At 54.1% G+C, this 25,807-nt stretch carries 26 protein-coding genes; 16 read left to right on the top strand and 10 right to left on the bottom strand.

Annotated features, from left to right (window positions below; genetic code table 11):
• Nucleotides 1-34: 34 nt before the first annotated feature.
• Nucleotides 35-1,012: a lytic murein transglycosylase gene (locus ACSHSR_RS09665; protein WP_479631457.1), complete on the bottom strand. Its 978-nt coding sequence runs from the start codon at nt 1,010-1,012 to the stop codon at nt 35-37.
• 15 nt (nt 1,013-1,027) lie between these two features.
• Nucleotides 1,028-1,315, bottom strand: coding sequence for a YcgL domain-containing protein (locus ACSHSR_RS09660; RefSeq protein ID WP_479631515.1), 288 nt, complete (start codon nt 1,313-1,315; stop codon nt 1,028-1,030).
• A 122-nt stretch (nt 1,316-1,437) separates the two neighbouring features.
• On the opposite strand from ACSHSR_RS09660, the gene minC reads away from it, so the two are divergent.
• The 4 genes from minC (at nt 1,438) to ACSHSR_RS09640 (ending at nt 4,746) form a co-directional block, all read left to right on the top strand.
• Nucleotides 1,438-2,103: a septum site-determining protein MinC gene (gene minC / locus ACSHSR_RS09655; protein ID WP_028781479.1), complete on the top strand. Its 666-nt coding sequence runs from the start codon at nt 1,438-1,440 to the stop codon at nt 2,101-2,103.
• A gap of 26 nt (nt 2,104-2,129) precedes the next feature.
• On the top strand, nt 2,130-2,939 hold the full coding sequence (gene minD / locus ACSHSR_RS09650; protein ID WP_025011627.1) for a septum site-determining protein MinD: 810 nt from the start codon (nt 2,130-2,132) through the stop codon (nt 2,937-2,939).
• Between the two features lie 3 nt (nt 2,940-2,942).
• The gene (gene minE / locus ACSHSR_RS09645; RefSeq protein ID WP_028781478.1) at nt 2,943-3,203 is read left to right on the top strand and encodes a cell division topological specificity factor MinE; all 261 of its coding nucleotides are present in this window, start codon (nt 2,943-2,945) and stop codon (nt 3,201-3,203) included.
• Between the two features lie 217 nt (nt 3,204-3,420).
• On the top strand, nt 3,421-4,746 hold the full coding sequence (locus ACSHSR_RS09640; RefSeq protein ID WP_208184440.1) for an IS4 family transposase: 1,326 nt from the start codon (nt 3,421-3,423) through the stop codon (nt 4,744-4,746).
• A 43-nt stretch (nt 4,747-4,789) separates the two neighbouring features.
• Here the strand turns inward: ACSHSR_RS09640 and rnd are convergent, their stop codons facing one another.
• The 7 genes from rnd to tsaB all read right to left on the bottom strand — a co-directional run bounded on the left by rnd (nt 4,790) and on the right by tsaB (nt 11,508).
• Nucleotides 4,790-5,899 carry a ribonuclease D gene (rnd, locus tag ACSHSR_RS09635; protein WP_479631514.1) on the bottom strand — a complete coding sequence of 370 codons (1,110 nt, stop codon included), beginning with the start codon at nt 5,897-5,899 and terminating at the stop codon, nt 4,790-4,792.
• Nucleotides 5,900-5,970: 71 nt separating this feature from the next.
• Complete coding sequence (gene fadD, locus ACSHSR_RS09630) at nt 5,971-7,644, bottom strand: long-chain-fatty-acid--CoA ligase FadD (protein ID WP_418070418.1); 1,674 nt, start codon at nt 7,642-7,644, stop codon at nt 5,971-5,973.
• Nucleotides 7,645-7,848: 204 nt separating this feature from the next.
• Entirely contained in the window at nt 7,849-8,742 is an 894-nt protein-coding gene (locus tag ACSHSR_RS09625) for an alpha/beta fold hydrolase (RefSeq protein ID WP_045283831.1), read from the bottom strand.
• A 21-nt stretch (nt 8,743-8,763) separates the two neighbouring features.
• On the bottom strand, nt 8,764-9,609 hold the full coding sequence (locus ACSHSR_RS09620) for a class I SAM-dependent methyltransferase (RefSeq protein WP_208149597.1): 846 nt from the start codon (nt 9,607-9,609) through the stop codon (nt 8,764-8,766).
• Nucleotides 9,610-9,735: 126 nt separating this feature from the next.
• On the bottom strand, nt 9,736-10,443 hold the full coding sequence (locus ACSHSR_RS09615; protein WP_071237448.1) for a M50 family metallopeptidase: 708 nt from the start codon (nt 10,441-10,443) through the stop codon (nt 9,736-9,738).
• Nucleotides 10,430-10,732, bottom strand: coding sequence for a hypothetical protein (locus ACSHSR_RS09610; protein WP_144380398.1), 303 nt, complete (start codon nt 10,730-10,732; stop codon nt 10,430-10,432). The genes ACSHSR_RS09615 and ACSHSR_RS09610 overlap by 14 nt, the downstream gene beginning before the upstream one ends.
• Nucleotides 10,733-10,791: 59 nt before the next feature.
• Nucleotides 10,792-11,508, bottom strand: a complete 717-nt coding sequence (gene tsaB / locus ACSHSR_RS09605) for a tRNA (adenosine(37)-N6)-threonylcarbamoyltransferase complex dimerization subunit type 1 TsaB (RefSeq protein WP_479631456.1) — start codon at nt 11,506-11,508, stop codon at nt 10,792-10,794.
• Between the two features lie 169 nt (nt 11,509-11,677).
• On the opposite strand from tsaB, the gene ACSHSR_RS09600 reads away from it, so the two are divergent.
• The 4 genes from ACSHSR_RS09600 (at nt 11,678) to hemB (ending at nt 15,729) form a co-directional block, all read left to right on the top strand.
• On the top strand, nt 11,678-12,973 hold the full coding sequence (locus tag ACSHSR_RS09600; protein ID WP_479631455.1) for an MATE family efflux transporter: 1,296 nt from the start codon (nt 11,678-11,680) through the stop codon (nt 12,971-12,973).
• 179 nt (nt 12,974-13,152) lie between these two features.
• Entirely contained in the window at nt 13,153-14,088 is a 936-nt protein-coding gene (locus tag ACSHSR_RS09595; RefSeq protein ID WP_479631454.1) for a zinc dependent phospholipase C family protein, read from the top strand.
• Nucleotides 14,089-14,132: 44 nt separating this feature from the next.
• Nucleotides 14,133-14,567 carry a hypothetical protein gene (locus ACSHSR_RS09590; protein ID WP_052678927.1) on the top strand — a complete coding sequence of 145 codons (435 nt, stop codon included), beginning with the start codon at nt 14,133-14,135 and terminating at the stop codon, nt 14,565-14,567.
• 151 nt (nt 14,568-14,718) lie between these two features.
• Nucleotides 14,719-15,729: a porphobilinogen synthase gene (gene hemB / locus ACSHSR_RS09585; RefSeq protein WP_062793790.1), complete on the top strand. Its 1,011-nt coding sequence runs from the start codon at nt 14,719-14,721 to the stop codon at nt 15,727-15,729.
• 120 nt (nt 15,730-15,849) lie between these two features.
• Here hemB and ACSHSR_RS09580 read toward each other — a convergent pair whose 3' ends face one another.
• Nucleotides 15,850-17,790 (bottom strand): DNA repair helicase YoaA, encoded by a 1,941-nt coding sequence (locus tag ACSHSR_RS09580; protein WP_096141878.1) that lies wholly within the window; start codon nt 17,788-17,790, stop codon nt 15,850-15,852.
• A 534-nt stretch (nt 17,791-18,324) separates the two neighbouring features.
• Here ACSHSR_RS09580 and hisG point away from each other — a divergent pair.
• The 8 genes from hisG to hisIE are packed head-to-tail and all read left to right on the top strand — an operon-like array spanning nt 18,325 to nt 25,678.
• Entirely contained in the window at nt 18,325-19,221 is an 897-nt protein-coding gene (hisG, locus tag ACSHSR_RS09575; protein ID WP_025011635.1) for an ATP phosphoribosyltransferase, read from the top strand.
• A gap of 3 nt (nt 19,222-19,224) precedes the next feature.
• Nucleotides 19,225-20,619 carry a histidinol dehydrogenase gene (gene hisD, locus ACSHSR_RS09570; protein WP_479631453.1) on the top strand — a complete coding sequence of 465 codons (1,395 nt, stop codon included), beginning with the start codon at nt 19,225-19,227 and terminating at the stop codon, nt 20,617-20,619.
• A 5-nt stretch (nt 20,620-20,624) separates the two neighbouring features.
• The gene (gene hisC, locus ACSHSR_RS09565; RefSeq protein WP_479631452.1) at nt 20,625-21,728 is read left to right on the top strand and encodes a histidinol-phosphate transaminase; all 1,104 of its coding nucleotides are present in this window, start codon (nt 20,625-20,627) and stop codon (nt 21,726-21,728) included.
• Nucleotides 21,729-21,771: 43 nt separating this feature from the next.
• The gene (gene hisB, locus ACSHSR_RS09560; protein ID WP_345860662.1) at nt 21,772-22,839 is read left to right on the top strand and encodes a bifunctional histidinol-phosphatase/imidazoleglycerol-phosphate dehydratase HisB; all 1,068 of its coding nucleotides are present in this window, start codon (nt 21,772-21,774) and stop codon (nt 22,837-22,839) included.
• A complete protein-coding gene (gene hisH / locus ACSHSR_RS09555) occupies nt 22,839-23,501 on the top strand; it encodes an imidazole glycerol phosphate synthase subunit HisH (protein WP_208162301.1) in 663 nt (220 codons plus the stop codon). The genes hisB and hisH overlap by 1 nt, the downstream gene beginning before the upstream one ends.
• Nucleotides 23,498-24,235, top strand: coding sequence for a 1-(5-phosphoribosyl)-5-[(5-phosphoribosylamino)methylideneamino]imidazole-4-carboxamide isomerase (hisA, locus tag ACSHSR_RS09550; protein ID WP_479631451.1), 738 nt, complete (start codon nt 23,498-23,500; stop codon nt 24,233-24,235). Before hisH ends, hisA begins: the two co-directional genes overlap by 4 nt.
• The gene (gene hisF / locus ACSHSR_RS09545) at nt 24,217-24,990 is read left to right on the top strand and encodes an imidazole glycerol phosphate synthase subunit HisF (RefSeq protein ID WP_479631450.1); all 774 of its coding nucleotides are present in this window, start codon (nt 24,217-24,219) and stop codon (nt 24,988-24,990) included. The genes hisA and hisF overlap by 19 nt, the downstream gene beginning before the upstream one ends.
• Nucleotides 24,991-25,027: 37 nt before the next feature.
• The gene (gene hisIE / locus ACSHSR_RS09540) at nt 25,028-25,678 is read left to right on the top strand and encodes a bifunctional phosphoribosyl-AMP cyclohydrolase/phosphoribosyl-ATP diphosphatase HisIE (RefSeq protein WP_101055740.1); all 651 of its coding nucleotides are present in this window, start codon (nt 25,028-25,030) and stop codon (nt 25,676-25,678) included.
• Nucleotides 25,679-25,807 lie beyond the last annotated feature (129 nt).

Here is a 25,807-nt window from a genome sequence, read left to right as displayed (position 1 = left end):
CGTTCTTGAAAGCTTGCGTGATGGCTATTTTACACTATTTCCGGGGTGGATACTTGATCCGCTCGGAAAGATAAGCCGCCGCCAAAGCGAAATAGTCTGAATTTTGCCAGCTTCGCAAGGCGCGGTAGTTCTGGTATACCAGATAGTGCCTTCCTGTGACACCATCTGGCATGATCAATGAAACTTGCATATCGGTCCGGCCAGGCAGATCGCCGCCATCGTAACGACGAACGCCCAACTGCTGCCAATGGCTGAAACTCGCCTGATAATCCACCCCGAGTTGGCTGTTCTCTATGGACTCGGGCGCTTTGACCTGGCGTCCCCAGGTTTGGGTGTCATCCCAGCCCGTTTGCTGCAGGTAGTTGGCCACAGATGCCAAGCCATCGGCAAAGCTGTTACAGATATCGACCTTGCCATCACCGTCGCCGTCGTTGCCGTATTGCAGATAGGCACTTGGCATCAATCCTAAAGGCCCCATGGCACCGGTACTCGAACCCTTGAGCTCGTTAAAGTCGAGCGATTGCGACGCGAGTATTTTCAGCGCCGCAAAAAACTCATCGCGGTAAACCTCTTGTCCCTCATAGGCCAGTGACGCCGTCACGGAAAGCACAGGATAACCGCCCTGCTGATTGCCAAAATCTGACTCGAGCCCCCAAAGGGCCAGAATAAACCTGGGCTGCACCCGATATTGTTTACCAAGTTTGACCAGCAGCGGTCGATATTCTTCGGCCAGTACCCGACCCTTTACCACCATCTCCTCACTGATCGCCTTGGGGATATAGTGCTCCAGATCCTTTGGCGGTTCGGGGGCTGTCTTGTCATCATTGGAGGCTTTTTTAAACAGTTTTATCTGGCTGAAGGCCTTATCCAATATGAGTTGATCTATCCCTTGCGTTGCTGCGTCCTGTTTTAATTTATCAAGATACTGCTCAAAACTGCCTTCGGTCGCTGCACAGACATTGGTCAGCGACGCGCCCAGCAGCGAAATAAACACCAGGGAAAGTCTATCCATAAAACGCGTTATTCCTTAAGCAGAATGATCATCCAGGCCCTTGCAGCGTCTCAGCTCCTTCAGCATATCCACCTGCGGTGGCGGCAATTGCAAATAATAGCCCTTTTCCGCCAGTTCTGCTTTGACCTTGTTGATATCGGCGATACCCAGTTGCTGTCTTTTCTGCAGCGGCAACAGCATTACCAGTTGTGGCGGCCCAAATACCTGCATCAAGGGAGCAGGTACATCATCAAAATGGCCTTTCTTGTTGACGAATAAATAGGTGTCGGCTTTTTTCAGGCTCTTATAGACAGCACAGATCATAATTGTATCAATTTCCATGGGTTCAAACTTGCCACTCATCGGGGCACACTATAACATGGACGCCTTGGAATATAACGCTGTCACGCAATCTGACTGCTCATTTTCTGGAGAATGACGCCGGGATGCCAAAACCTAGTCTAGAGCTAAAGGGCTCTTCTTTTACGCTCTCTGTACTTCATATCAATACCCCAGATCTGGACGCCCTTTTTAAAGAGCTCGATGGCAAGCTCGCCCAGGCTCCCCAGTTTTTCCTCAATGCTCCACTGGTGCTCAACTTAAGTCAGGTCAACGGCACAGACATAGATCTCAAAGGGCTGCGCCAGGGACTGACCGAAAGACAACTGGTGATAGTCGGTGTGACTGCCGCCGATAAGGCACTTAATGAAGCCGCCAAGGCGCAGGGATTGGCCAGCATCAAAGCCGGGAAACAGTCGGAATTGCCACCGCCCCCCCCGAGAGTCACCAAGATAGTCAAACAAAACGTGCGCTCCGGGCAACAAATCTATGCCAAAGACGGTGATTTAATCGTTTTTGGTGCAGTAGGGAATGGCGCAGAAGTCATTGCAGATGGTAGCATTCATGTATACGGGGCACTGCGTGGTAAGGCAATGGCGGGAGCCAGCGGTGATAAACATGCCGTGATCCTGGCCCAGTCCATGGAAGCTGAACTGGTTTCGATTGCGGGACAGTACTGGTTGACTGAAAACCTGCAGCAACACTGTACCGCCAAGAGTGGTTGTATCAGGCTCAGCGGTGAGTCATTAATCGTTGAATCGCTGCCCGGATAAGGCAGATGGAAAGGATAAAATAGAACATGGCACAAATTATTGTTGTCACCTCAGGTAAAGGCGGTGTGGGCAAAACCACATCGAGCGCGGCTATCGCTACCGGCTTGGCGCTTAAAGGACACAAGACTGTTGTTATCGATTTTGATATCGGCCTGCGTAATCTGGATTTGGTCATGGGCTGTGAGCGTCGGGTTGTTTACGACTTTGTCAATGTCATCAACGGCGAGTCCAATCTGAACCAAACGCTGATCAAAGATAAACGCTGCGATAAACTGTTCGTTTTACCGGCTTCCCAAACCAGGGACAAAGATGCCCTGACCAAAGAAGGTGTCGGCAAGGTACTTGATGATTTGAGCAAAGACTTTGACTACATCATCTGTGACTCTCCGGCAGGTATTGAAACCGGCGCCATGATGGCACTCTATTTTGCCGATATCGCCATAGTGACAACCAACCCTGAGGTCAGCTCGGTCAGAGACTCAGACAGGATCCTTGGCATGCTGCAAAGCCGTAGCCGTCGTGCCGAGCAAGGGCTTGAGCCCATCAAGGAATATCTGCTGCTGACTCGCTACTCCCCTGCCAGAGTGAAAACCGGCGAAATGCTCAGTGTGGAAGATGTGCAGGAAATTCTCGCAATACAACTGCTCGGAGTTATTCCTGAGTCTCAGGCAGTGCTCAAGGCTTCCAACTCAGGGGTGCCGGTGATCATAGATCACGACAGCGATGCCGGACAGGCCTACGAGGACACAGTGGCTCGTCTGCTGGGTGAAGAGCTTCCGCTGCGCTTCGTCGCGGAAGAGAAGAAGGGATTCCTTAAACGAATATTTGGTAGCTAAATTATGTCATTACTCGATTATTTCAGAAGCAGCAAGAAAAGCAGCACCGCGGCAACCGCCAAGGAACGTTTGCAGATCATCGTTGCCCATCAACGCGGCGAGCGCGGGGCACCGGATTACTTTCCGCAGATGAAGCAGGAGATAATTGAAGTGATCCGCAAGTATGTGCACATCTCCGAAGAGCAGGTATCTGTGCAGCTGGATCAAAACGATGACAACCTGTCGGTACTCGAGCTCAATGTAACTCTGCCGGACCGCCCTTGAGGCAAGCTTTTTCGGTAAAAAGCAAAGGGTATCAAGAGCATACATTTGAAGCCAAAGTATGAATAAAGCATCTATGTAAAATAAAGTATCTATGTAAAGTACTGCTGCAGTCACAAAAAGGCGCCCTTGGGCGTAATGCCGATCAGTTAAGACAGATCGCTTGACGATCTCACTGAAAGGATCAAAATCCGATGACCCCATGTCATCGGATTTTTTTATGCAACTTTCAGAAGCTTTGGCGCGTACTCATATCAATCGTCTTACCGAATTCACCTGTCTGGCCGATGTACTTGAGCCTGAGTTAATTCAGTCGTGCCTTGATTCACATGGTGTTGCCAGTTTAAGACGACGTAAGTTACCTATGGATGCCATGATTTGGGCGGTGATTGGTATGGCTCTGTTCAGAGGCGAGTCCGTCCGTTCACTCATCAATAAGCTTGATATCGTCTTACCGCAAGAGGTGGATTACGTTGCGCGCAGTGCTGTCACGCAAGCGCGTAAGCGATTGGGCTCTGACGTTGTTCAGGATGTGTTTAAGCGAAGTGCCAAGACCTGGCATGAAAGAGCAGAGCATCCTCATTGGTGTGGGCTCAACCTCTACGGTGTCGATGGTGTCGTGTGGCGAACACCTGATAGTGAGCAAAACAATCAGGTGTTCGCCAAAACCGCCAACGCTTCTGGTGATGCTGCCTATCCTCAAATTCGCATGGTTTGCATGATGGAGTTAAGCAGCCACCTGGTATTGAACAGTGCCTTTGATTCTGTTGCTGTCAGTGAAATGAATTTAGCCGCCGAACTGATATCAAGCATACCCAATAACAGCCTGACGCTGTTTGACAGAGGCTTTTATTCGTTGGGGCTTTTGCACGCCTGGCAACAGGCTCAACCGAACAGTCACTGGCTGCTGCCGTTGAAGAAAGGGACACAATATGAAGTGGTACGCTCTTTAGGAAAACACGACCAACTGGTGCAGTTAGCCACCACGCCTCAAGCCAGAAAGAAGTGGCCTATGCTACCTGACAATATTGAAGCTCGCTTACTGACAAAGACGATAAAAGGTAAGTCGGTTTCCATTTTGACCTCATTAACAGACCCCTTGCGTTATCCGGGGGCAGAGATAGCGGATTTATATGCCCATCGATGGGAGATAGAAGTGGGCTATCGGGAGATGAAGCAGCATCTTCTGGAGAGTCGCTTTACGTTGCGTAGTCAATTGCCAGAGTTGGTTATCCAAGAATTGTGGGGGGTACTATTGGCCTATAACCTCATCAGATACAAGATGATGTTGATGGCTAAGAGCTTACCGTCGTTACATCCGAACCAATTAAGCTTTAGAGATGCATCGAGTTATATCATTTTTAAACTGACTCAACTGTCATCTCAAACGCCTGGAAATGTCCCGAGAGAGGTCTTGGACATAGTGCGTAATGCGAGGCAGTTCAAGCTTGATGGGAAACGGGATAGAGCCTATCCACGTGCGTTAAAAATGAGTAAAAACAAGTATCCCATTAAGCCTAAGAAAAATGCCGTTCACACTAAGTGAACGGCATTACCCTTGGGCGCCTTTTTACTTTTATCAACCAGGTTCAGAGTGCCAGCTTGGCCAATTTGTCAGCCACCAGTTGGCCACGCCAGCCCAGCAACACCAAGGGCGTGGGTCCCTGTTTGCCGTCCCATACCCACTCAAGATATTCGTGAATATGACGCTTGGATCCAAGCAACTCCATAGGCACACTTTCGGATTCAGCAATCTCGGTCAAGCACTGCTTAATACTCTTGAAGGCGCTCTTATATCCCGGCTTGAGAGCCAACACATCCAAGGGCTCCGGCAGATTGCTCATATCCGCCTTGGCCATGACCTTGAGCACATCTTTGGCGTAGAGACGCTTTTCATGATCCGTCAGCTCTTTCATGGAAAGCACGTCATTAATCCCTCTTGGCTGACGCTTAGCCAAGCCGATAAGGGCATGATCTTTCATGACAAAACCCAGCGCCATGTCCTTTGCCAACGCTTTACGCAAACGCCAAGCCGCCAGCACCTTGAGCACAGCCAATTGTGGTGTACTCAACTGAAAGGCGTTCTTGACCCTAAGATAGGCCGTGTCTTCATCCGGCGCGTCCAGACGCCCTTCTGTCATGCGCTGGCTTTCTTCCAATACCCACTCGAGCCTGCCCTGCTGCTCCAGTTTCTGCTGCAGCTGAGGATAGAGTTGGTAGAGATAATAGACATCATTGGCGGCATAACTGAGCTGCGCCTCTGATAGCGGTCGTTTCAGCCAGTCGGTGCGGGACTCGCCCTTGTCGAGCTCCACTCCCAGGCACTCATGCACCAGCTTGGCATAACCCAGGCCATGGCCCATGCCGGCAATGGCCGCCGCCAATTGGCTGTCAAACAAAGGCTTGGGCTGACACTGGCCTTGGCGGGCAAACACTTCCAAGTCTTCACTGCAGGAGTGCAACAACTTGGTGATCTTCTCATCGGTCAGCAAGGCCCAAAATCCCGACAGATCCGAGATGGCCAAGGGATCTATCAGAGCCAGGGTCTTGCCGTCATAGGCCTGAATGAGCCCTAAACAAGCATAGTAAGTGCGGGTGCGTACAAATTCGGTATCCAGTACCAGCAATTTAGCCTCGCGATACTGTTCCACCAGCTGCGCCAGAGTGGCGTCATCTTTTACATACAGGTAATCTTGCAAATTCAACTCCCATCCTGCGCGAGTTTCCAGGTCCCGGAAACACAAGAGCCGGCTGGCGCCGGCTCTCTATATTATGCAGATTTGGCCTCATCTCTGAGTTCTCTGCGCAGGATCTTTCCTACGTTGGTTTTCGGCAATTCGTCCCTGAATTCTACCAGCTTCGGCACCTTATATCCTGTTAAATGATGGCGACAGTGCTTGATAAGCTCCTTCTCGGTCAAAGATTTGTCTTTTGCCACCACAAAAATCTTCACCAGTTCACCACTGACCTCATGCGGCACGCCCACGGCGGCCACTTCAACCACCTTGGGATGCAAGGCCACCACCTCTTCCACTTCATTGGGGAAGACGTTGAAGCCGGAAACCAGGATCATATCCTTCTTGCGATCGACAATATAGAAAAAGCCTTTTTCATCCATATAGCCGATATCGCCTGTGGCCAGCCAACCGTCTTTGTCGATCACTTTGGCGGTTTCTTCCGGACGTTGCCAGTATCCCAACATCACCTGAGGCCCCTTGGCAAAAAGTTCGCCCGTCTCTCCCTGAGGCAATACCTGACCGTCGTCACCCCGCACTTGAATTTGCGTCGAAGGTGCAGGTAAACCGATAGAGCCGTTGTAACCGGCCAGATCGTAAGGGCAGCAAGCTACCAGAGGTGAAGCTTCGGTCAGGCCATAGCCTTCGAGCAAGCGAGTCTTGGTGATGCTCTGCCATTTGTCAGCCACGGCGCGCTGCACCGCCATACCGCCACCAATAGAGAGTTTGAGGCGGGAGAAGTCCAGAGCGGCAAACTCTTCGCTGTTGACCAGGGCGTTAAACAGGGTGTTCACCCCAGTGAGAGCCGTAAAAGGTGTCTTCCTGAGTTCGGCCACAAATCCCGGGATATCCCTTGGATTGGTGATCAGTAAGTTGTTGGCGCCTTTATGCAGGAACAACAAACAGTTCACCGTTAAGGCGAAAATATGGTAAAGCGGCAAGGCGGTTACCACAAACTCCTTGCCGTCGTTGAGCAAAGGGGCATAAGCACCGTTGGCCTGCAATACGTTGGCAACTATGTTGCCATGACTGAGCATGGCACCCTTGGAAACGCCAGTGGTACCGCCGGTATACTGTAAAAAGGCGATATCGTCACTCTTGACCACAGGCTTGACGTACTGTGCCTTTTTACCGGCCCGAAGCGCCCGGCGCATAGAGATGGCATGTGGCAGAGAGTATTTGGGCACCAGGCGTTTGATGTACTTCACCACAAAATTAACCAGGGTACGCTTGGGCGCACTCAAGAGATCGCCAAGCCCTGTGATAATCACGTTTTTAACCGGAGTTTGATCGACTACCTGCTCCAGTGTGCTGGCAAAGTTGGACACCACCACTATCGCCTTGGCGCCGGAGTCGACCAACTGATGTTTGAGCTCTCTTGGGGTATAGAGCGGATTGACATTGACCACGACCATGCCGGCCCGCAACACACCAAACAGGGCGATGGGATATTGCAGCAGGTTCGGCATCATGATCGCCACCCGATCGCCCTTTTGCAATTTGAGATCATTTTGCAAATAAGCGGCGAAGGCACGGCTGCGCTCTTCCAGTTTTCGGTACGTCAGGGTTGCGCCCATATTGACGAATGCGGGTTGGTCGGCATAGGTATTGACCGCTGATTCCAACATCTCCAGCAAGGAAGCATAGCGGCTGGCATCAATTTCGGCAGGCACGTCGGCAGGCAAACTGTTAATCCAGGGCTGGTCCACAAATCTCTCCTAAAATTCCGTCTTCAGCGGAAACGACTCTCTCTGTCGTTAAAGCCCGCAGCGTCTGCGGGCAAAGCACTGAGTATTTTTATAAAGTTCTTATTAAGGCCTTTGGCCTCGACTCTTGGTAGTTAACTTTCGCGCCGCAAAAATCATACGGGCGTTTAAAATTTTGATCATCATCACATAAAAGCTTTTATTTGCCTAGTCCCCCGGATTGGATTTTCTACCTTGGAGAAATCCGGCCAGAGTTTGCGCTACCTCATCGGCGTTTCCCATATGTAGATGGTGATCCCCTGGTAGTTGTACTATTTGCAAATCCCTGTACCAGGCGCGGGCCTGGGGCAAACTCTGCACCAGTCCGGGAAATCCCTGCTCACCCACGATAAGCAAGCTGGGGATGGCGATCCCCTGCATCAGGGATGCTACCTGCTCAAAACAAAGTCGCATCGGCGAGTCGAGCCGCAGCCTTGGGTCGCTGCGCCATCTGGCGCCATGTGCATCAATTTGCATATTGCGCGTCACCAATAATCGGGACCAGGGCTCGGCCAATCCGGTCAACTGCACTCTGGCTTTGATGGCCGGCTCAATACTGTCATAAACCACTTGGTTACGTTTGCTGCCGAGCATACGCTTGTGGGCAGCAAAGCTTTTTCTCAGCCTGGGTTTAGCCTGCTCCACCGCCTCATAGAGAGGAGCGAAGGCTTCAATCAACAGCAACTTATCGACTCGTTCAGGAAACGCTGCAGCATAAGCACTGGCAACGATCCCCCCAAGGGAGTGCCCCAACAGAGTGACTGGCGCATCATCGGCCAAGCTGTCCAGCAGCAGCTCAAGATCGTACAGATAATCAATCCAGTGCAGCGGATAACGCCCTGGCCTGTGTTCCGATAAACCATGTCCCGGCCAGTCGATGGCAAGAATACGATAATCATTCATCAGCATCTCGGCCAAAGGGGCAAAGCTGTTACTGTTATCCAGCCATCCATGCAATGCCAGTAACAGCGGCTTATCTTCCGCTCCCCAGCATTGGGCCGCGAGCGTGAGGTGCGGCAGCGGGATCTTCAGTGCTTTTACGGGGGCGGAAGGTTGCCACATAATGCCTCTGTTGTCAGTGTATCAGTTCGCTTTTTTGATAAATTTGAGTGTCATACGGTCACTTTCTCCTATCTTGAGATAAGTGTCCCTGTCCTGCTCACCCAGTCGCAATGTCGGCGGCAAGGTCCAGACGCCTTTGGGGTAATCCTTACTGTCCTTGGCATTAGCGTTGATCTCACTGCTGGCTTCCAAGGTGAAGCCCACCTTTTCTGCCAGTGCTATCATCTCATCCTGCATCATGTAGCCGCTGTCAGGGCCGTTACCGGCTTTGCCCCTGTGCTCAACCACACCAAAGACGCCGCCATCTTTAAGCACATTAAAGGCAGCCTGAAACACGGTTTGCAGTTGCCCCTGACTGGCCCAGTTATGCAGGTTTCTGAAAGTGAGTACAGCATCGGCACTGGCATCTTCTCCCAGTTTAACCTGCGCGGGAGGATCCAAAACCACCAGTTCGATTTTGCCAAGCTCTTTGGGGTGGGCTTGCAGCCATTCTAGATAACGCTTGCCCGCTTTGGCCCGATAACGGCTGCCCGGGTTGTCTTCTTGCGGCGCTGTGTTAAAACCGGCTGCAATATACTGCCCCTTGTCCGCCAACATAGGCGCCAGGATTTCTGTGTACCAGCCGCCGCCTGGCCAGAGCTCAATCACGGTTTGCTCCGCAGTGATCCCGAAAAAAGCCAGTGTCTGCTCTGGATGACGATATTGGTCGCGCTCGACATTGGCTTCCCGGCGGAAGTCACTGTTAACCGCCTCCAGCAAAGCCGGTTCGCCGGCCTGCACCGCACCGCTGCCAAGCAGCATGCCAGCCACCAGCAAAGCCTTGCCAAGCGGCGTTGCCAGCTTGCGATTAAATTGCTTGTATTCCATTTCCCTTCTCCTTTGAATGTAGATTTATGCTGCGGCAACAGACCCGCCGAAACGACTTTTTGGCACGCACTGGTGCCAAATAAGATTGCAGTTCAAGCTAACAGTGAGCGGCAGACTTGCCAAGGATCAGTTTGATTTTCCATCTATGCGGCGCCAGCAAAGCAGTAGCGCCAATAAGCCGGAAGCGAACCACAGCAATACCCAGACGAACGCAGGCACCCAGCTGTGCTCAGCCAGCAATACCGCATCCCCCCTATCGTCCAGCCCCAGCAACACAGCAGGACTGGCAAGCGCATTGAGCATCACCATCAAGGCCACCAGGCGCAGGCTGCCGCTGAGCAGTCGATTGCCGCCAAATTTCAGCGGCAGCAGAAACAATACACTCAGACTAATGAGGATACTCAGGGTCAGTAAGTCCCGCCCCCACAGCAGTATGGTGAGCAGCACCAAGGCGCCGATAAAGGCAAAACTTATACGGATCCCCCGCGGCCAAGTGGCCAGGTGGTAAAGCAGGCAGCCCCAAAAGGCCGCCCCCAAATAACCGCTGAATCCGATAAGGAGCGGCCAGCCGCCCTGACTGAAGCAGAAACCGGCGCCATTGGGAAAGAGTTGGATATGGCTGACAATCCCGCCGCTTAACAGCGTTGCCAGCGCATGGGACAATTCATGGAAATAGCTTTCCAACCATTTGAAGGGTACAGAGACATAGGGCAGATGAGTCAACATCAAGGCCAGCAAAAGTTCCAGCAGAAACTGGCCTCTTCCCGGCAACGGCAGTGAATGGGAAGGTTTTACAAAAGCGTTATCGGCTGCGGGACTGTCAGGCGTAGACATCTATGCCCACCATGGCTGAGATAGCATCCCGCTGCGCGGCGTGTTGGGTATTCAGATAGAGGGCGATAGCATCAGAATGACCTGCGGTTTCCCGCTTCAGCTGCTCTCTTTGTTGGTATTTGTCGTTAAGGGCTTGGCTGTCAAACTCGACCAACTGCCTGGATGAGCTGACAAGGATTTCATCCTGAGTCTCAACGGTTTGCTGGGCACGCTCAGGAGGCCTGTTGCCGGCTACCGCCTGCGACAGACTTTGAACTGCACCCGGATGTCCCGTCTGCTTGATCATCATGATACTGGTTTGATCCCCGTTTGCTCCAAGCCCTTGAGGCAGTTAACCCGCCTGAAGCCCTATTCCCTTCCCGGCAGTTTCTTCCAGGCAACTGTATCTCGCAAATACACAGGCGCCAGCTCGTCGACCAAGGTGGCCTGCCCTTGTTGCCAACCTAGGCTTGCCAAAGCAAGCATAGCACTGGCTTGAGGATATTTCACCGCATCCAGCAAGGTCAAGTTTTCGGCATGTTGTAAAAGTGCCGGGTAGGCATCAAACCCAGTGCCGCAGCAATACACCTTGTCCGTATTGGCAAAGGGCGAGGTCATTGTCTCAGGGGCGCTCACTTGCTCTATGCCAACCAGTTTGGCCATACCGGATTCCTGCGCAAACGCCGCCCAATAGATTTCGCCCATGCGGGCATCTATGGCACAAATCACCTGCTGCGCACCATGTTCAGTTATCGCTTGCTGCGCCATGGCGGCCAAGGTAGAGATGCCGATTACAGGTACATCCAGCCCCAGCGCCAACCCTTGAGTCATAGAGGTGCAGATACGGATACCGGTGAAACTCCCCGGCCCACGGCCATAGGCGATAAGGCCGATATCCTGCATCTTGAGCCCGGATTGACTCAGCAAGTTCTCTATCATGGGCAGCAATCTTTGGCTGTGCTCACGGGGCGCATCGACAGATTCCGCAATACTGCCATCTTGCCATGCCAGCGCCGCTGAGCAGAGTTCGGTACAGGTATCCAGAGCCAGAATAACAGGAGAATTGGCAAGTGTAGTCGATGTCATGGGTTCAACCTTGATGGGCGAAGGTATGGCCTTCGGCGAGTTAATAGCGGCGGGATCATACCATCAAATACGCCGAAACCAAGCGCGGATCTACCCTTGTGATCCTTATCATGGACAATGAGAACAGTTCTCAACTAATATGGAGTCCCCTTTTCGGTTAGCGTCTGTTATGTCCAGCCTCTCTCAGTTTTCCAATGAAACCGCAGTTTCGCGGTTGAAACGTGCCTTTGTCGCCGGTATTTGGGCCACTCTCATCAGCATAGCAATCGGGTTTTCCTTTAAAGTCTGGCTCGCAAGCTGGGTTCCCAAGGCGGATCTGGCTATCTACCACACGGTTATCGATATCATCTCGCTGTCACTGATCCTGATGACAGGCTTTCGCTCGTCTATGGTGGTGTCTTACAGCCAGACCCGCAACGACAGGGATATCATCAATATTTTCCGCTATGTGCTGATCCTTGTAGTGCTGCTGACCTGGGGCATCATACTGCCCTATATCAAGCACAAACTCGTCATAGATGTGGAGTACCTGCAACTGGTGGGCATCATAGTCAGCATGGGGCTCAAGGTGTACTTTACCAACCTGGTTGCCATGTATCGCCTCTATGAAATCAGCAACAAGGTAACCTGGATGGAGCCGCTGTCTTTGGTGCTGGCCTTTGCCCTGTGTTACTACGGGCTGAGTATGGCGCCGCTGGGGGCACTCTTTTACGCTACGACGCTGTCGTCTCTGATTATCGCGGCCTTTATGTATCTGAGAAGGCGGCGTCAAATCGCCACCGCGCCGCTTGCCAAGGTCAATCTGGAGCCGGCGCTGAAAAGCTTTATGAAGCGCAGTGTCACGGCCTCGCTCGAGGCAGGCTCCAGCATTCTGATGATCTATATTACCGTACTGCTGACCATACGTTATTTCAGTGTCGAAGAGCTGGGAGATTTCCAAGTGGTGGTCAGGCCGGTATTTACCTACATGACCTTGCTGTTTGTATTCCCTATCTACCGCTTCGTATTGCCGGAATTGGCGGTCTGTGTTCGCGCCCGGGACAATGAACAGATCCGCGCCATCAAACACTGGCTCTACAAGCTGGCGCTGATTGTCAGCATCAGTTTCTTTGTTGTCATGCTGCTGGGCGGCGAGAGTCTATTCAGAATGCTGTTTCCGCCCCAGTATCACGGCGCCGTGCCGGTACTGCTGCATTATGCCATTTTCTTCATCTTTCTGATGCTCAACGGTTATCAACTGGCCTATATCAAGGCCGAAGGCTACTTCAATGCCAGTTTGCTGATCCGCCTGGCCGGCATCATTACTCTGGTAGGCGCCTTCTTCCTGCTCAGGCAACTGACGGCCAATGTGGTGGCGGTGATCCTCGCCCTCGGCTGCGGTTACTTGATGATGTACCTGATAGGCGCTCTGGTGGAGCGCCATATCCGCCACAGTAAAGCCCAGGCTTCACCGGCCGTTTCCTAGCTGTTTTCGGGCGGTGACATGGTGGTTTCTAGGCCTCAACCAAGGAAAGCGGCCAGTCTGATTTACTCTTGAGTGAATTGCGCTTGATAGTAGCTTCGGGCTATGGCCGTTTTCACCTTCAGCGGCTAAGGTTAACCTCAAGGAACAGCACGCAACAGCAAAGGATTGGAGGCCAGGGAATGCCAGGCGCCTATGCACACCTCACACTGGTCAATAACCTCAGACAGCCACTTGAGCTGGAGGCGGTTACCCATATGCCCAAGGACGCTATTCGCGCCTTACTGAAGCACTTCAAGTACTGCGAGCTCGGGGCTGTCAGCCCGGATTATCCCTATCTCGCTCTCAATGACCGCCAACAGGCCAAAAGTTGGGCCGACAAGATGCATTACCAGCATAGCGGCGAAATGCTCAAGGCCGGCGTTCGTCACCTGGCCTGCAGTGAAGGGGAAGAACGCGACAAGGGCCTGGCCTGGTTGCTGGGCTATTGTGCCCATGTGATCGCAGATGTCACTGTCCATCCGGTTATTGAGATGAAAGTAGGCCCCTACAAAGAAAACGCCGATGCCCACAGGTATTGTGAAATGCATCAGGATGCCTACATCTATCCCAAGCTCAATCTCGGGGCAATAGGTCTGTCAGAACACCTGGATTCCGGTATTGCCGCCTGCTGCGATGCCACAGGTCAGAAACTGGATCCTGTCATAGAGAAATTGTGGGACAACTGCTTCAAAGATGTATATATAGAGGAATGGGCCAATAATCCGCCAGCCATCAATGACTGGCATAAAGGCTTTATCACTGTGGTGGACAAGATTGCCGAGGAAGGCAACAGACTGCTGCCGTTTGCCCGCCACCTGGGCGTCAAGTTCGCCGTCCTATATCCGGAGCAGGAGCAGATTGAAAAAACGTATTTAACCCTGACCACCCCTGAAGGCGATATGCACTATGACGCGATTTTTCTGCGCGCCAGAGAAAACGTCAAACACTTTTGGCAACTTATCGCCAGCGGTGTGCTGGAGCAAGACAGCGCCTATCTGGAAAGTATCAAAGATTGGAATTTGGACACGGGCCGGGATGCCGCAGGTAAACTGGCCTTTTGGCAGGAACAGACCTAACAGGAACTAGCACCGACCTACTATTTGTAGATAAGGATTCAAGGATGAAATCAATTTTCCATCAAGGCCCAATCGTCTGCCTGCTGCTGGCGCTGCTACCGACACTTGGTGGCTGCGGTCTCGGTGACAGGCATGATCAGGAATACCAACAACTGGCACCGGCACTGACCAAGGTGACCAGCGCGGCCGAAGCCACCATACGTTATGAAAATCATCCGGCCAACCTCGACGGCCAAACTTTATTGGCGTTGGCCACAGCCCATGACGCCTCCCTGCTCGAGCCATTCAGTCAATACCAACTGCACCTGTTTCGTATCGAGGATCATGCCCTCTTGTTGCTTTGCAGCGCAGACGGTGAGCGGGCCCTGATGGAAGACAGTGGCTGCACCGCAAAGCTCGACAAACAACATTGGCAACAGGGAACACATCCCTGTGAGACCAGTATTGCACCTGCCAACATCTGCCTGGATGAACTGTGATCCCTGTCATAGTATCGCGTTTCCTGCAAAGGGTATCCTAGGCGCACTTGGGCGCTCGCGCCCCTTTAACCTCAATAGCTTAGTGCTGGTTACCGGGTCTTGAGACAATATTCGGCAAACAGGCACCCGCCATAGCAGTAAAGGAAATCTCATGTCAGACAGTCATTGCCGTCACGGCAGCTTCACCAAACCTCTTCGTCGCCTTCGCCGTCTTCGCAGCTCAGAAGCCATGCGGGATCTGGTTCGCGAGCAGCAAGTTTCCCTGACAGATCTGGTACACCCACTTTTCATCGAAGAAGGCATTACTGAGCCTGTGGCCATCAGCACCCTTCCCGGGATCAGCAGATTGCCCGAGAGCATGCTGGCAGCTGAGATCCGTGAGCTGAAGGCCCTCGGGATCCGCTATGTGATGCCCTTTGGTATTTCACACCATAAAGATGCCATCGGCAGCGATACCTGGAACGATGACGGCCTGTTGGCACGGATGATCCGCACCATCAAGCAGGAAGCGCCCGAGATGCTGGTGATCCCGGATATCTGTTTCTGCGAGTACACAGATCACGGCCACTGTGGTGTGGTTGAGCACAATGAAGTTTGTAATGACGCGACTGTGGAAAACCTGGTCAAGCAGTCTGTCTGCGCTGCCCGCGCCGGTGCCGACATGCTGGCCCCTTCGGCCATGATGGACGGCCAAATCCGGGCCATACGCGAGGGCCTGGATGCGGCCGGTTTTGAAAATGTTGCCATTTTGGCCCACTCGGCCAAGTTTGCCTCCTCTTTCTACGGTCCATTCCGGGCGGCGGTAGATTGTGAACTCAGCGGCAATCGTAAAGGTTATCAACTGGATAGCGCCAATGGCCGGCAAGCGCTGTTAGAGGCCCTGCTCGATGAAGAGGAAGGCGCCGATATTCTGATGGTTAAACCAGGTACGCCTTATCTGGATGTGTTGTCACAATTGAGAGAGCGTACCGAGTTGCCTTTGGCGGCTTATCATGTGGGCGGTGAATATGCCGGGATCAAGTTCGCGGCTCTGGCCGGCGCTCTGGACGAAAGAGCTGTGGTTACCGAAAGCTTTGTCGGCTTCAAACGCGCCGGTGCCAGCTTGATTGTCAGCTACTACACCAAGCAATTTGCTTCCTGGCTGGCCGCAGATCGCGACTAATAGCCAGTACAGAGAGACAGAGAGCAAAAGGCGCCTAGTTTTAGGCGCCTTTTTACTATCAATTTATTTGTTCCAAAAATTGAATTAACACTCTCAAATACAGTATCTAACTGTTTTTAATCAACCTATCCCTTCAAGAAAAGACAAGGCAGATTGCAAATTGCGGGTCCTGTACATGGGAGGCAAGGAGTTGAGAAATGCCTGACCATAGCTGCGATTAACGATGCGATTATCACAGAGAATTAGCACACCGCGGTCGCTCTCGTCACGAATGAGCCGTCCAACACCCTGTTTGAGTGCTATCACAGCCTGGGGCAAGGCCAACTCCACAAAGGGGTCACCCTGTCGCTTACTGATCTCTGCGGCTCTGGCGCGATAGAGATTATCGTCCGGAGACACAAAGGGCAGTTTGTCGATTATCACGCAAGAGAGTAACTTGCCGCGCACATCCACGCCTTCCCAAAAACTGCCGGTGCCCAGCAGCACGGCATTACCCAGCTGACGAAACTTTTTCAGCAAGGTCTGCTTACCAGCGCTGCCTTGCACCAAGAGTGGATAACGGCTGCGACCATGAAGCGCCTGCGCCACCCGTTGGAGCATCCTGTGACTGGTAAACAAAATAAAGGTTCGGCCCTTGGCAGCATTAATCGCCTGCTCACACACCTCAAGCAGGCGCCGAAACTGATAATCCCCTTCAGAGCGCACATCCCCAAGCTCCCTGGGGACACACAAAATCGCCTGGCGCCGATAGTCAAAAGGGCTGTCGAGAATAAGCTCCCTGGCCCCCTTAAGCCCTAATGTCCGGCAAAAATGGTTCAGACTGCGATTCACCTGTAGCGTTGCCGAGGTAAATAGCCATCGGGTTTGCACCTCAAACAGCGCCTGACACGCCTTGGCAACATCAATAGGCGCCATTCTCAGCGTCGGCAGGCGACTGCCCTGCTCTATACTGTAAGCCGCACTTTGATCTTCACAGTTGAAAAACTGCTCCAGCTGCCTACAGTAATCTAGCCATTTTTCCAGGCAATCATCCAGTTCATCACTGCGACCGATATTGGCCAGCATCACCCGCTCCAGCGCCCGAAACTCTTCGAGCAGCTGCCAGCATTGCCTCGCAAGTTCTTTATCGGCCAACAAGGGGCGCCAGTCGCTTTGCCCTGAAGCCTGGGTCATCTGCGCCCAATCCGCCAGGCGGGAGCCGCAGCGCCTGGCGAGATCGCTCAGTTGTGAAGTATCCCTGAGTTCCTGTTGATATACCGCTTCCACCCGCTCAAGCACTCGCTGCATGGTCGCGAGCGACAGCTGGCGACCAAAGTAGGTTACGGCAATATCGGCGAGCAGGTGAGCCTCATCGAAAATCACCGCATCGGCATCGGGCAACAACTCGGCAAAGCCGGTATCCTTGAGGATCCTGTCGGCAAAAAACAGATGATGGTTAACCACGATAATCCTGGCTTCCAGGCTCTTCTGTCTGGCCTTGCGGGTAAAGCAGCTGTCATAGAAGGCGCAGCGCTTGCCGGTGCAGCGCTCTTTCGAAGAAGCCACCAGCGCCAGTGCCGGCGACTGTTCGGAAACCGTGGCCAGAGTACCGAGATCGCCATCTGTGCTGGCCGCGGCCCATTGATTTATCCTGAGCAGATCATCGAGCACTTCCGGGCTGCGGCTCTGGGCGCCATCCAACTGCTGCTCCAGCAACAACTGACACAGATAATTGTTGCGCCCTTTGAGCAGCGCCACCCGAACTTGCAGATCCAGCATCTGCAGCAAGGCCGGCAGATCTTTATAAAACAGCTGTTCTTGCAGGTTCTTTGAGCCGGTGGAGACAATCACCTGCTTGCCGGAGAGCAGCGCCGGGATCAGATAACCAAAGGTCTTGCCAACCCCGGTGCCGGCTTCGAGCACCAAAGGCACTGCAGCGCCGCTTGAGCCATGGAGTAACTGGGCCACTTCGTGGGCCATCTCCAGTTGTTGCTCTCTAGGCTTGAAGCCCCTGATATTGGTGGCCAAAGGGCCGCCCGGGGCAAAGGCCAGTGCCGTTTCGCTGACGAGTCGATTACGCATTGTGCTCCATTTTGCCCTGGGGTATGGCGTGCATTATCGCTATTTGAGTGACGGATACAAGGGACAAACCTTATCGCCAAGCCGCTCTACCCGACAGAGTTGGCATAGTTGACAGAGTTGGCATTGACATAGCTGACATAGTTAACATAGCCACGCTAACGATTCGCAAACTTATGCCCAAGCGGGCCGCTTGATGAATCCTTTTCAAGCAGCAGACATTTTTTGATTTTGGGTGTTGCAAATTCCAGTCAAAGGGATTAGCTTAAAACACACCAGCCGAATTGGCTCAGAATTGAATGTTTATGCGCTGCAAAATTACAGCGTGAAATCACAGGATTTATTACATGACACAGCTTCGCAACGCTATCCATCACCACCACGAGCGGTAGCCTTCGGAGCTGACTGCCGAAGGTTCATTCCTTCTGGCGGTTGATTCATAAGATCTGAAAACCCCTGGAAGGAATTCCGGGGGTTTTTCGTTTCCGGATTTGAGTTTTTTAACCAAGATTGAATTGACCAACAGGAATGACCACTATGACTTCAAATCGACTGCGCATCGCCATCCAGAAATCGGGCCGGCTTTCGAAAGAATCACAACAACTGCTGAAAAACTGCGGCGTAAAATTCACCGTTAACGAACAGCGTCTGATAGCCCACGCCGACAATATGCCACTGGATCTGCTGCGGGTGCGTGATGACGACATTCCCGGCCTGGTCATGGATGGCGTGGTCGATTTGGGGATCATTGGCGAGAATGTGCTGGAAGAGGAGCAGATAGAACGGCAAACACTGGGCAAACCTTCGGCCTGCAACAAACTCAGACAACTGGACTTCGGCGCCTGCCGTTTATCACTGGCGGTACCCAGTGAGTTCCCTTATCAGGATGCCGCCTCACTGGAAGGCTTGCGAATTGCCACTTCCTATCCCAACCTGTTGCGCCGTTTTATGCAAAATAAAGGCATAAGTTATCGCGACTGTATGCTCAAGGGCTCGGTAGAAGTGGCCCCCCGCGCCGGACTCGCCGACGGGATCTGCGATCTGGTTTCCACCGGCGCCACTTTGGAAGCCAATGGCTTGTACGAGACCGAAGTGATCTTTCGCTCCATGGCCTGTGTCATCCAATCACAGCAAACCCAAACCCCGGCCAAACAGGCCTTGATCGACAAGCTGATGAGCCGGGTCAACGGCGTCATCCGCGCCCGGGAAAGCAAATATATCCTGCTGCACGCTCCCACTGAAACCCTGGAGCAGATTGTTGCCCTACTGCCCGGCGCCGAGAACCCCACTGTGTTGCCGCTCAACGATGACAGCAACCGGGTCGCCATCCACGCGGTCAGCACAGAAGATCTATTCTGGGACACAATGGAAGAGCTGACCAAGCTCGGTGCCAGCTCGATTCTGGTAATGCCAATTGAAAAGATGATGGGGTGAAGCATGCAGTATCTGGTATGGGACAAACTGAGCGAAAGCGAGCAGGCCGCCGCGCTCCAGCGCTCCTCCTTGGTAAGCAGCAAAGTGCTCGAGCAGAGCGTCAGCGAGATCATTGAGGCCGTCGCCGCCAAGGGGGACCAAGCCCTCAGGGAGTACAGCGAGCGCTTTGATAATATCCCCCTTGAGAATATCGCCCTCAGTCAGGCGCAGATAAAGGCCGCTGCCCAGGACGTTAGCCCTGAGCTCAAAGAGGCCATCAAGACCGCCATGGCCAACATAGATGTGTTCCACAGCGCGCAGCAACCCCAGGCTTTGGATATCAATACCCAGGCCGGAGTGCGCTGTGAGCTCAGAAGCGAGCCCATAGACAGCGTCGGCCTCTACATACCGGGCGGCAGCGCGCCGCTGATCTCCACTGTGTTGATGCTGGCGCTGCCGGCCCGAATTGCCGGTTGTCGCCGCAGGGTCTTGATAAGCCCGGCACCAATAGACAGCGCCATCATCTACGCCGCCAGCGAATGCGGCATCGAAGAGATTTACCAATCCGGTGGCGCCCAGGCCATTGCCGCGCTGGCATTGGGCACGGAGACCATAACACCGGTGGACAAGATATTTGGCCCGGGCAACCGTTATGTCACCGAAGCCAAGCGCCAGTTGTCCCAGGATCCCAAGGCGCGAGTCAGTATCGACATGCCGGCGGGGCCATCCGAAGTGCTGGTCATCGCCGATGAGACTGCCAATCCAGCCTTTGTGGCGGCCGATCTACTGTCACAGGCCGAGCACGGTCCCGACTCTCAGGTGATATTGCTCTCTAGCTGTGAATCGCTGGCAAAAGCCGTCATCCAAGAGCTGGACAAGCAGCTTGCAGCCCTGCCCCGCGCCGATATTGCCCGCCAGGCATTGGCCGAAAGCCGTATTTTACTGCTCGATTCACTGGATAAGGCTGCAGCCGTTTCCAACCGCTATGGCCCCGAGCACCTTATCATCCAGACCCGCAGTCCTAGAGCGCTGCTGGCACAAATTCGCGCCGCCGGCTCTGTATTTCTCGGCCCCTACACCCCGGAATCTGTGGGTGATTACGCCAGCGGAACCAACCATGTGCTGCCCACCTACGGCTACAGCCGCTCGGTATCCAGCCTGTCACTGGCGGATTTCTGCCGCCGCTTTACCGTGCAGGAGCTGAGCGCCGAAGGTCTGTGTGCCTTGGGCCCCTCGGTAATGACCCTGGCCCAGGCAGAGCAACTTGACGCTCACAGCAATGCCGTTGCCCTGCGTTTGGCCTCTCTTGGGGTATCCGGCCCCGAAGGTTCAACCGAGAGTGCTTCATCCCCAAGTGCTTTATCCGAGAGTGTTTCATCATCGCGATCGAGCGCGCCGTCGGCGAGTGTAGAGGAATAACAACCATGCCTGCAGCCATTAATACCCCCACAGCGGATGCCCAGAAGGTTACAGCAACCATTACCAGCCAAAGCCGCGAGCTTGCCGCTACTCTGGCTCGCCCCGAGCTCTTGGCGCTCGAGCCCTATCAAAGCGCCAGGCGCCTTGGCGGCCAGGGGGAAGTCTGGATCAACGCCAACGAATCCCCCTTCAACCACACTGATATCGACCGGGTCAACCGCTACCCCGAGTGCCAGCCGCCAGAGGTGATAGCCGCCTATGCCGCCTATGCCGGAGTCTCAGATTTGCAGCTCATCTGCAGCCGCGGCGCCGATGAAGCGATAGAGTTGTTGATCCGCACCTTTTGCACCCCGGGGGCAGACAGCATCGCCCTCTTTGGCCCCACCTACGGCATGTACGCCATCAGCGCCGCGACCTTCAATGTCGAGGTCAAGACACTGTCGTTGGATGACAACTTTCAGTTGCCCAAAGCGTTAACCCAGGCCCAAGGCGCCAAACTGCTGTTTATCTGCAACCCCAACAACCCCACAGGCACCTGGGTAAGCCAGGGTGAAATTCTGCGGGTGCTCGAGGCCATGCCAGACACGCTAGTGGTAGTGGATGAAGCCTATATTGAATTCAGTCCCGAGCTGAGCGCCGTCTCTTTGCTCAAGGAGTATCCCAACTTAGTCGTGCTGCGCACCCTCTCCAAAGCGTTTGCCCTGGCCGGAGCCCGCTGCGGCTTTATGCTGGCCAATGAAGGCATTATCGAGATGGTAAAACAGGTGCAGGCCCCCTACCCGGTACCTGTCCCTGTGGCACGCTTGGCGGCTTTGGCATTAAGCCCTGAGGGCATAGCCAGAATGCAGGCCGATGTGGCGCTGCTCAAGACTCAGGGGCAAAGAGTGGCTGCGGCGCTGGAAAGACTCGGTGCCCGGGTACTGCCAAGTGGCGGCAACTATCTGCTGGCGTATTTCGCCGATGCCCCCAAGGTGCGTGAGCAGTTGCAGCGCTTTGGCATAGTCGCCCGCAGCTACCGGGATCCGCGTCTTGTCGACGCCATACGTTTCAGTTTCAGCGATGACTCAGATACCGAGCGGCTGCTCGCCGCCCTGAGCCAGGTGCAATAACGATAATAATCAGCCCGGCAGCGGCCGGCACAAGGAAACATCAATGAGCCAGAAAATACTCTTTATCGACCGCGACGGCACCCTTATTGAAGAGCCGCAAACCGACAAACAGGTGGACAGATTGGATAAGCTGGTGTTTGAACCCGGCGTTATTCCGGCGCTGCTCAAACTGCAAAGCGCCGGTTACCGCTTGGTGATGGTCTCCAATCAGGATGGCCTGGGCACCCCCTCCTTCCCGAAAGAAGACTTCGATGCGCCCCACAATCTGATGATGCAGATTTTTTCAAGCCAGGGGGTCAACTTCAGCGAGGTGTTGATTTGCCCTCACTTCAACGATGAAAACTGCAGTTGCCGCAAACCCAAACTCGGGTTGGTAAAAGAGTTTCTGACCCAGGGCTTGGTGGATTTCACCCGCTCGGCGGTTATTGGTGATCGGGAAACCGATATTGCCCTGGCCGAGGCCATGGGCTTGACCGGCTATCGCTATGACAGGGAAAAGCTCAACTGGGACGATATCTGTGATGCCCTCTTGAGCCGGGGTCGCCAGGCAACTGTGGTGCGCACCACCAAAGAGACCGACATTCGGGTCGAGGTGGATCTCGACCGCGCCGGCAACAGCGACATCAATACCGGCATAGGCTTTTTCGATCACATGCTGGATCAGATTGCCACCCACGGCAATTTCAAACTGGCAGTCAAGGTTGACGGCGATCTTGAGATAGACGATCACCACAGTGTGGAAGATACCGCGCTGGCGCTGGGCGATGCTTTGCGTCAGGCGCTGGGCGATAAACGCGGTATAGCCCGTTTCGGCTTTTCCCTGCCCATGGATGAAGCCCGCGGCGACTGCCTGCTGGATCTCTCCGGTCGTCCCTTCCTCAAGTTCAACGCCGTATTTGAGCGGGAAAAGGTCGGTGAGCTGGCCACAGAGATGGTAGCGCACTTCTTTCGCTCCTTTGCCGACGGCCTGCGCTGCACCCTGCACCTTGGCTGCGAGGGCGACAACGACCACCACAAGGTAGAGGCGCTGTTCAAGGTGCTGGGGCGCACTCTGCGCCAGGCCATCAAGGTTGAAGGCGATGCCTTGCCTTCCAGTAAGGGAGTGTTGTAATGACCCAAGCCGTCGCCAAGACAGTGATAATTGATACCGGCTGCGCCAACTTGAGCTCGGTGAAATACGCCTTTGAGCGCCTCGGTGCCGACGTCTGTATCAGTGATGATGCCGAGGTTATCCGCAGCGCCGAAAGAGTGGTGCTTCCCGGGGTGGGCACAGCCAGAGCCGCCATGGCGGCGCTCACTGAAAAGCAGTTAATTCCTGTTATCAAGGCGCTGAAACAGCCGGTGCTGGGAGTGTGTCTCGGTATGCAACTCATGTGTGACAGCTCGCAGGAAAGTGGCGAGGATGCCGATGAATGCCAGTGTCTTGGGCTGATCCCAGGCACTATACGCCAGCTCGACTGCAAGGGGTTGCCCAGTCCGCATATGGGCTGGGATCAACTGAGCCCCGTACTTGATGCCAACGGCCAGGCGCACCCGCTGTTTGCCGGTATCGATGAAGGCAGCTACTGCTATTTCGTCCATTCCTTTTGCGCCGCGCCTTCCGCGGCCACCATAGCCGAATGCTGTTACGGCGAGCGTTTCAGTGCCGCCATTGCCAAAGACAACTTTATGGGAGTGCAGTTTCACCCGGAAAAGAGCGCCGCTATCGGCAGCCTTATCCTGGCTAACTTTCTCACTCTGACCCAGGATAATTTTAACGGAGCTGCAGCATGATCATACCGGCAATCGATCTTATAGAAGGTCAGGTAGTGCGCCTGTTTCAGGGCGATTACCAACAGGAGACCCGCTTCAATCTGCAACCTGAAGCCCAACTGCTCGCTTATCAAGCCCAGGGCGCTTCACTCTTGCATCTGGTGGACTTGACCGGCGCCAAGAACCCTGACCGCTGCCAAAGCAGCCTGATAGCGTCACTCGCGGCCGCCCTGGATACACCACTTCAAGTGGGCGGCGGCGTGCGCAGTCAGCGTCAGCTTGATGAACTATTCAAGGCCGGGGTTTACCGGGTAGTGATAGGTTCATTGGCGGTGCGTGAGCCCAAACTGGTTGGCGCCTGGCTCGAACAATACGGCCCTGATGCCATCTGTCTGGCGCTGGATGTCAATATCAATGCCGCGGGCGAGAAAATAGTGGCGGTTCACGGCTGGCAGAGTGGCGGTGGCAAAACCCTGGAATCTCTGGTGGCCCAGTTTGCCCCTTTGGGCCTTAAACATGCCTTGGTCACCGACATCAGTCGTGATGGCACCATGAAGGGGGCCAACACGGCCCTGTACCGCGAATTGGCGCAGACCTTTCCCGATATCGCCTGGCAGGCCTCCGGCGGTATCGCCAGTCTGGATGATGTGGCCGCAGTCAGGGATTCCGGCGCCAGCGGCCTGATTATCGGCAAGGCCTTGCTAACCGGCGAATTCAGCGTAGAGGAGGCGATCGCATGCTGGCAAAACGTATAGTCCCTTGTCTCGATGTACGGGACGGTAAGGTGGTCAAAGGCGTGCAGTTTCGTAACCACGAAACCATAGGCGATATCGTGCCGCTGGCGGCCAGATATGCCGCCGAAGGCGCCGATGAGCTGGTGTTCTATGATATCACCGCCAGCGCCCACTCGCGGGTGGTGGATAAGTCCTGGGTCAGCCGGGTGGCGCAGCAGATAGACATACCCTTCTGCGTGGCCGGTGGCATCAAGACCCTGGCCCAGGCACGCGAGCTGCTGGCATTCGGTGCCGACAAGATCTCCATCAATTCACCGGCACTGTCGGATCCCAGCCTTATTCGCAGGCTGCAGGATGAATTCGGCCGCCAGTGCATAGTGGTGGGTATAGACTCTTTCTTCGATGCCAATGATAACAGCTATAAGGTGAAACAGTTTACCGGCGATGAAGCGGCGACCCACGACACCCAATGGCACACCTTGGATTGGGTCGAAGAGGTGCAACGTCAGGGCTGCGGCGAAATCGTCCTCAATGTGATGAACCAGGATGGGGTGCGCCAGGGTTATGATATCGAGCAGCTTGCCAAAGTGAGAGCCGTCTGCGATGTGCCGCTTATCGCCTCCGGCGGCGCCGGCACCATGGCGCACTTTCTCGAGGTCTTCGCCAAGGCCAAGGTCGATGCCGCCCTGGCCGCCAGCGTATTTCACAAGGGGATCATAGAGATCCAGGCGCTGAAAGCCTTTCTCAAGCAAAGCGGCGTCGCCATTCGCAGCTAATGTGGCATTACCCCACAACCTAATACAGGTATTTGATATGACAACCGAGACAAACAATACCGACTGGCTCAAACAGTTGGACTGGGACAAACAACAGGGATTACTGCCGGCCGTAGTACAGGACTTTCACAGCGGCAAGGTGTTGATGCTGGGTTATATGAACCGCGAAGCCCTGGATATCACCCTGAGCAAAGGCCTGGTGACCTTTTACAGCCGCAGCAAACAGCGGCTGTGGACCAAGGGCGAAAGCTCAGGCAATCTGCTGCAATTGGTCAGCATAGGAGTGGACTGTGACAACGACAGCCTGCTGCTGCAGGCCAACCCCATAGGCCCCACCTGCCACAAGGGGACTGACAGCTGCTGGGATAATCCGGCCTGCGGCGAAGTGCACCCCTTTATCAATCGCCTGCAAAGCCTTATAGCCTCCCGAAAGGAAGAAGACCCCAACGAGAGCTACACCGCTTCGCTGTTTCAGCGCGGTACCAAGCGCATTGCCCAGAAGGTGGGCGAAGAGGGATTGGAAACTGCGCTGGCGGCGGCCACTCATGATCGCGAAGAGTTGGTGAATGAAGCCTCGGATCTCCTCTACCACCTCTTGGTACTGCTGGAAGATCAGCAACTGTCCCTCGATGATATCCATGCCAACCTAGCCAAACGCCACACCCAGGCCAAAGCGGCACAGGATTAAAGCAAAGCCAACATAAGGCAGTGGCACAGTACCAACGAACAAAGCAAAAGAGAAGAGGATGAATGCAGCTAATAGGTATTCATCCCCTTCTGCTGTCAGCTTTTATCGCAATCTTACACTGCTTCTACT

The sequence above is a fragment of the Shewanella sp. VK101 genome, assembly GCF_056497865.1.
The sequence above is the reverse complement of the archived record's forward strand: the minus strand, read 5'-3'. Positions and strand labels throughout refer to the sequence as shown.

Coding starts and splice junctions, on each gene's coding strand:
- ACSHSR_RS09665 (WP_479631457.1), bottom strand. CDS start 1,012: ATGGATAGACTTTCCCTGGTGTTTATTTCGCTGCTGGGCGCGTCGCTG.
- ACSHSR_RS09660 (WP_479631515.1), bottom strand. CDS start 1,315: ATGATCTGTGCTGTCTATAAGAGCCTGAAAAAAGCCGACACCTATTTA.
- minC (WP_028781479.1), top strand. CDS start 1,438: ATGCCAAAACCTAGTCTAGAGCTAAAGGGCTCTTCTTTTACGCTCTCT.
- minD (WP_025011627.1), top strand. CDS start 2,130: ATGGCACAAATTATTGTTGTCACCTCAGGTAAAGGCGGTGTGGGCAAA.
- minE (WP_028781478.1), top strand. CDS start 2,943: ATGTCATTACTCGATTATTTCAGAAGCAGCAAGAAAAGCAGCACCGCG.
- ACSHSR_RS09640 (WP_208184440.1), top strand. CDS start 3,421: ATGCAACTTTCAGAAGCTTTGGCGCGTACTCATATCAATCGTCTTACC.
- ACSHSR_RS09625 (WP_045283831.1), bottom strand. CDS start 8,742: ATGTGGCAACCTTCCGCCCCCGTAAAAGCACTGAAGATCCCGCTGCCG.
- ACSHSR_RS09620 (WP_208149597.1), bottom strand. CDS start 9,609: ATGGAATACAAGCAATTTAATCGCAAGCTGGCAACGCCGCTTGGCAAG.
- ACSHSR_RS09615 (WP_071237448.1), bottom strand. CDS start 10,443: ATGTCTACGCCTGACAGTCCCGCAGCCGATAACGCTTTTGTAAAACCT.
- ACSHSR_RS09610 (WP_144380398.1), bottom strand. CDS start 10,732: ATGATGATCAAGCAGACGGGACATCCGGGTGCAGTTCAAAGTCTGTCG.
- tsaB (WP_479631456.1), bottom strand. CDS start 11,508: ATGACATCGACTACACTTGCCAATTCTCCTGTTATTCTGGCTCTGGAT.
- ACSHSR_RS09600 (WP_479631455.1), top strand. CDS start 11,678: ATGTCCAGCCTCTCTCAGTTTTCCAATGAAACCGCAGTTTCGCGGTTG.
- ACSHSR_RS09595 (WP_479631454.1), top strand. CDS start 13,153: ATGCCAGGCGCCTATGCACACCTCACACTGGTCAATAACCTCAGACAG.
- ACSHSR_RS09590 (WP_052678927.1), top strand. CDS start 14,133: ATGAAATCAATTTTCCATCAAGGCCCAATCGTCTGCCTGCTGCTGGCG.
- hemB (WP_062793790.1), top strand. CDS start 14,719: ATGTCAGACAGTCATTGCCGTCACGGCAGCTTCACCAAACCTCTTCGT.
- ACSHSR_RS09580 (WP_096141878.1), bottom strand. CDS start 17,790: ATGCGTAATCGACTCGTCAGCGAAACGGCACTGGCCTTTGCCCCGGGC.
- hisG (WP_025011635.1), top strand. CDS start 18,325: ATGACTTCAAATCGACTGCGCATCGCCATCCAGAAATCGGGCCGGCTT.
- hisD (WP_479631453.1), top strand. CDS start 19,225: ATGCAGTATCTGGTATGGGACAAACTGAGCGAAAGCGAGCAGGCCGCC.
- hisC (WP_479631452.1), top strand. CDS start 20,625: ATGCCTGCAGCCATTAATACCCCCACAGCGGATGCCCAGAAGGTTACA.
- hisB (WP_345860662.1), top strand. CDS start 21,772: ATGAGCCAGAAAATACTCTTTATCGACCGCGACGGCACCCTTATTGAA.
- hisH (WP_208162301.1), top strand. CDS start 22,839: ATGACCCAAGCCGTCGCCAAGACAGTGATAATTGATACCGGCTGCGCC.
- hisA (WP_479631451.1), top strand. CDS start 23,498: ATGATCATACCGGCAATCGATCTTATAGAAGGTCAGGTAGTGCGCCTG.
- hisF (WP_479631450.1), top strand. CDS start 24,217: ATGCTGGCAAAACGTATAGTCCCTTGTCTCGATGTACGGGACGGTAAG.
- hisIE (WP_101055740.1), top strand. CDS start 25,028: ATGACAACCGAGACAAACAATACCGACTGGCTCAAACAGTTGGACTGG.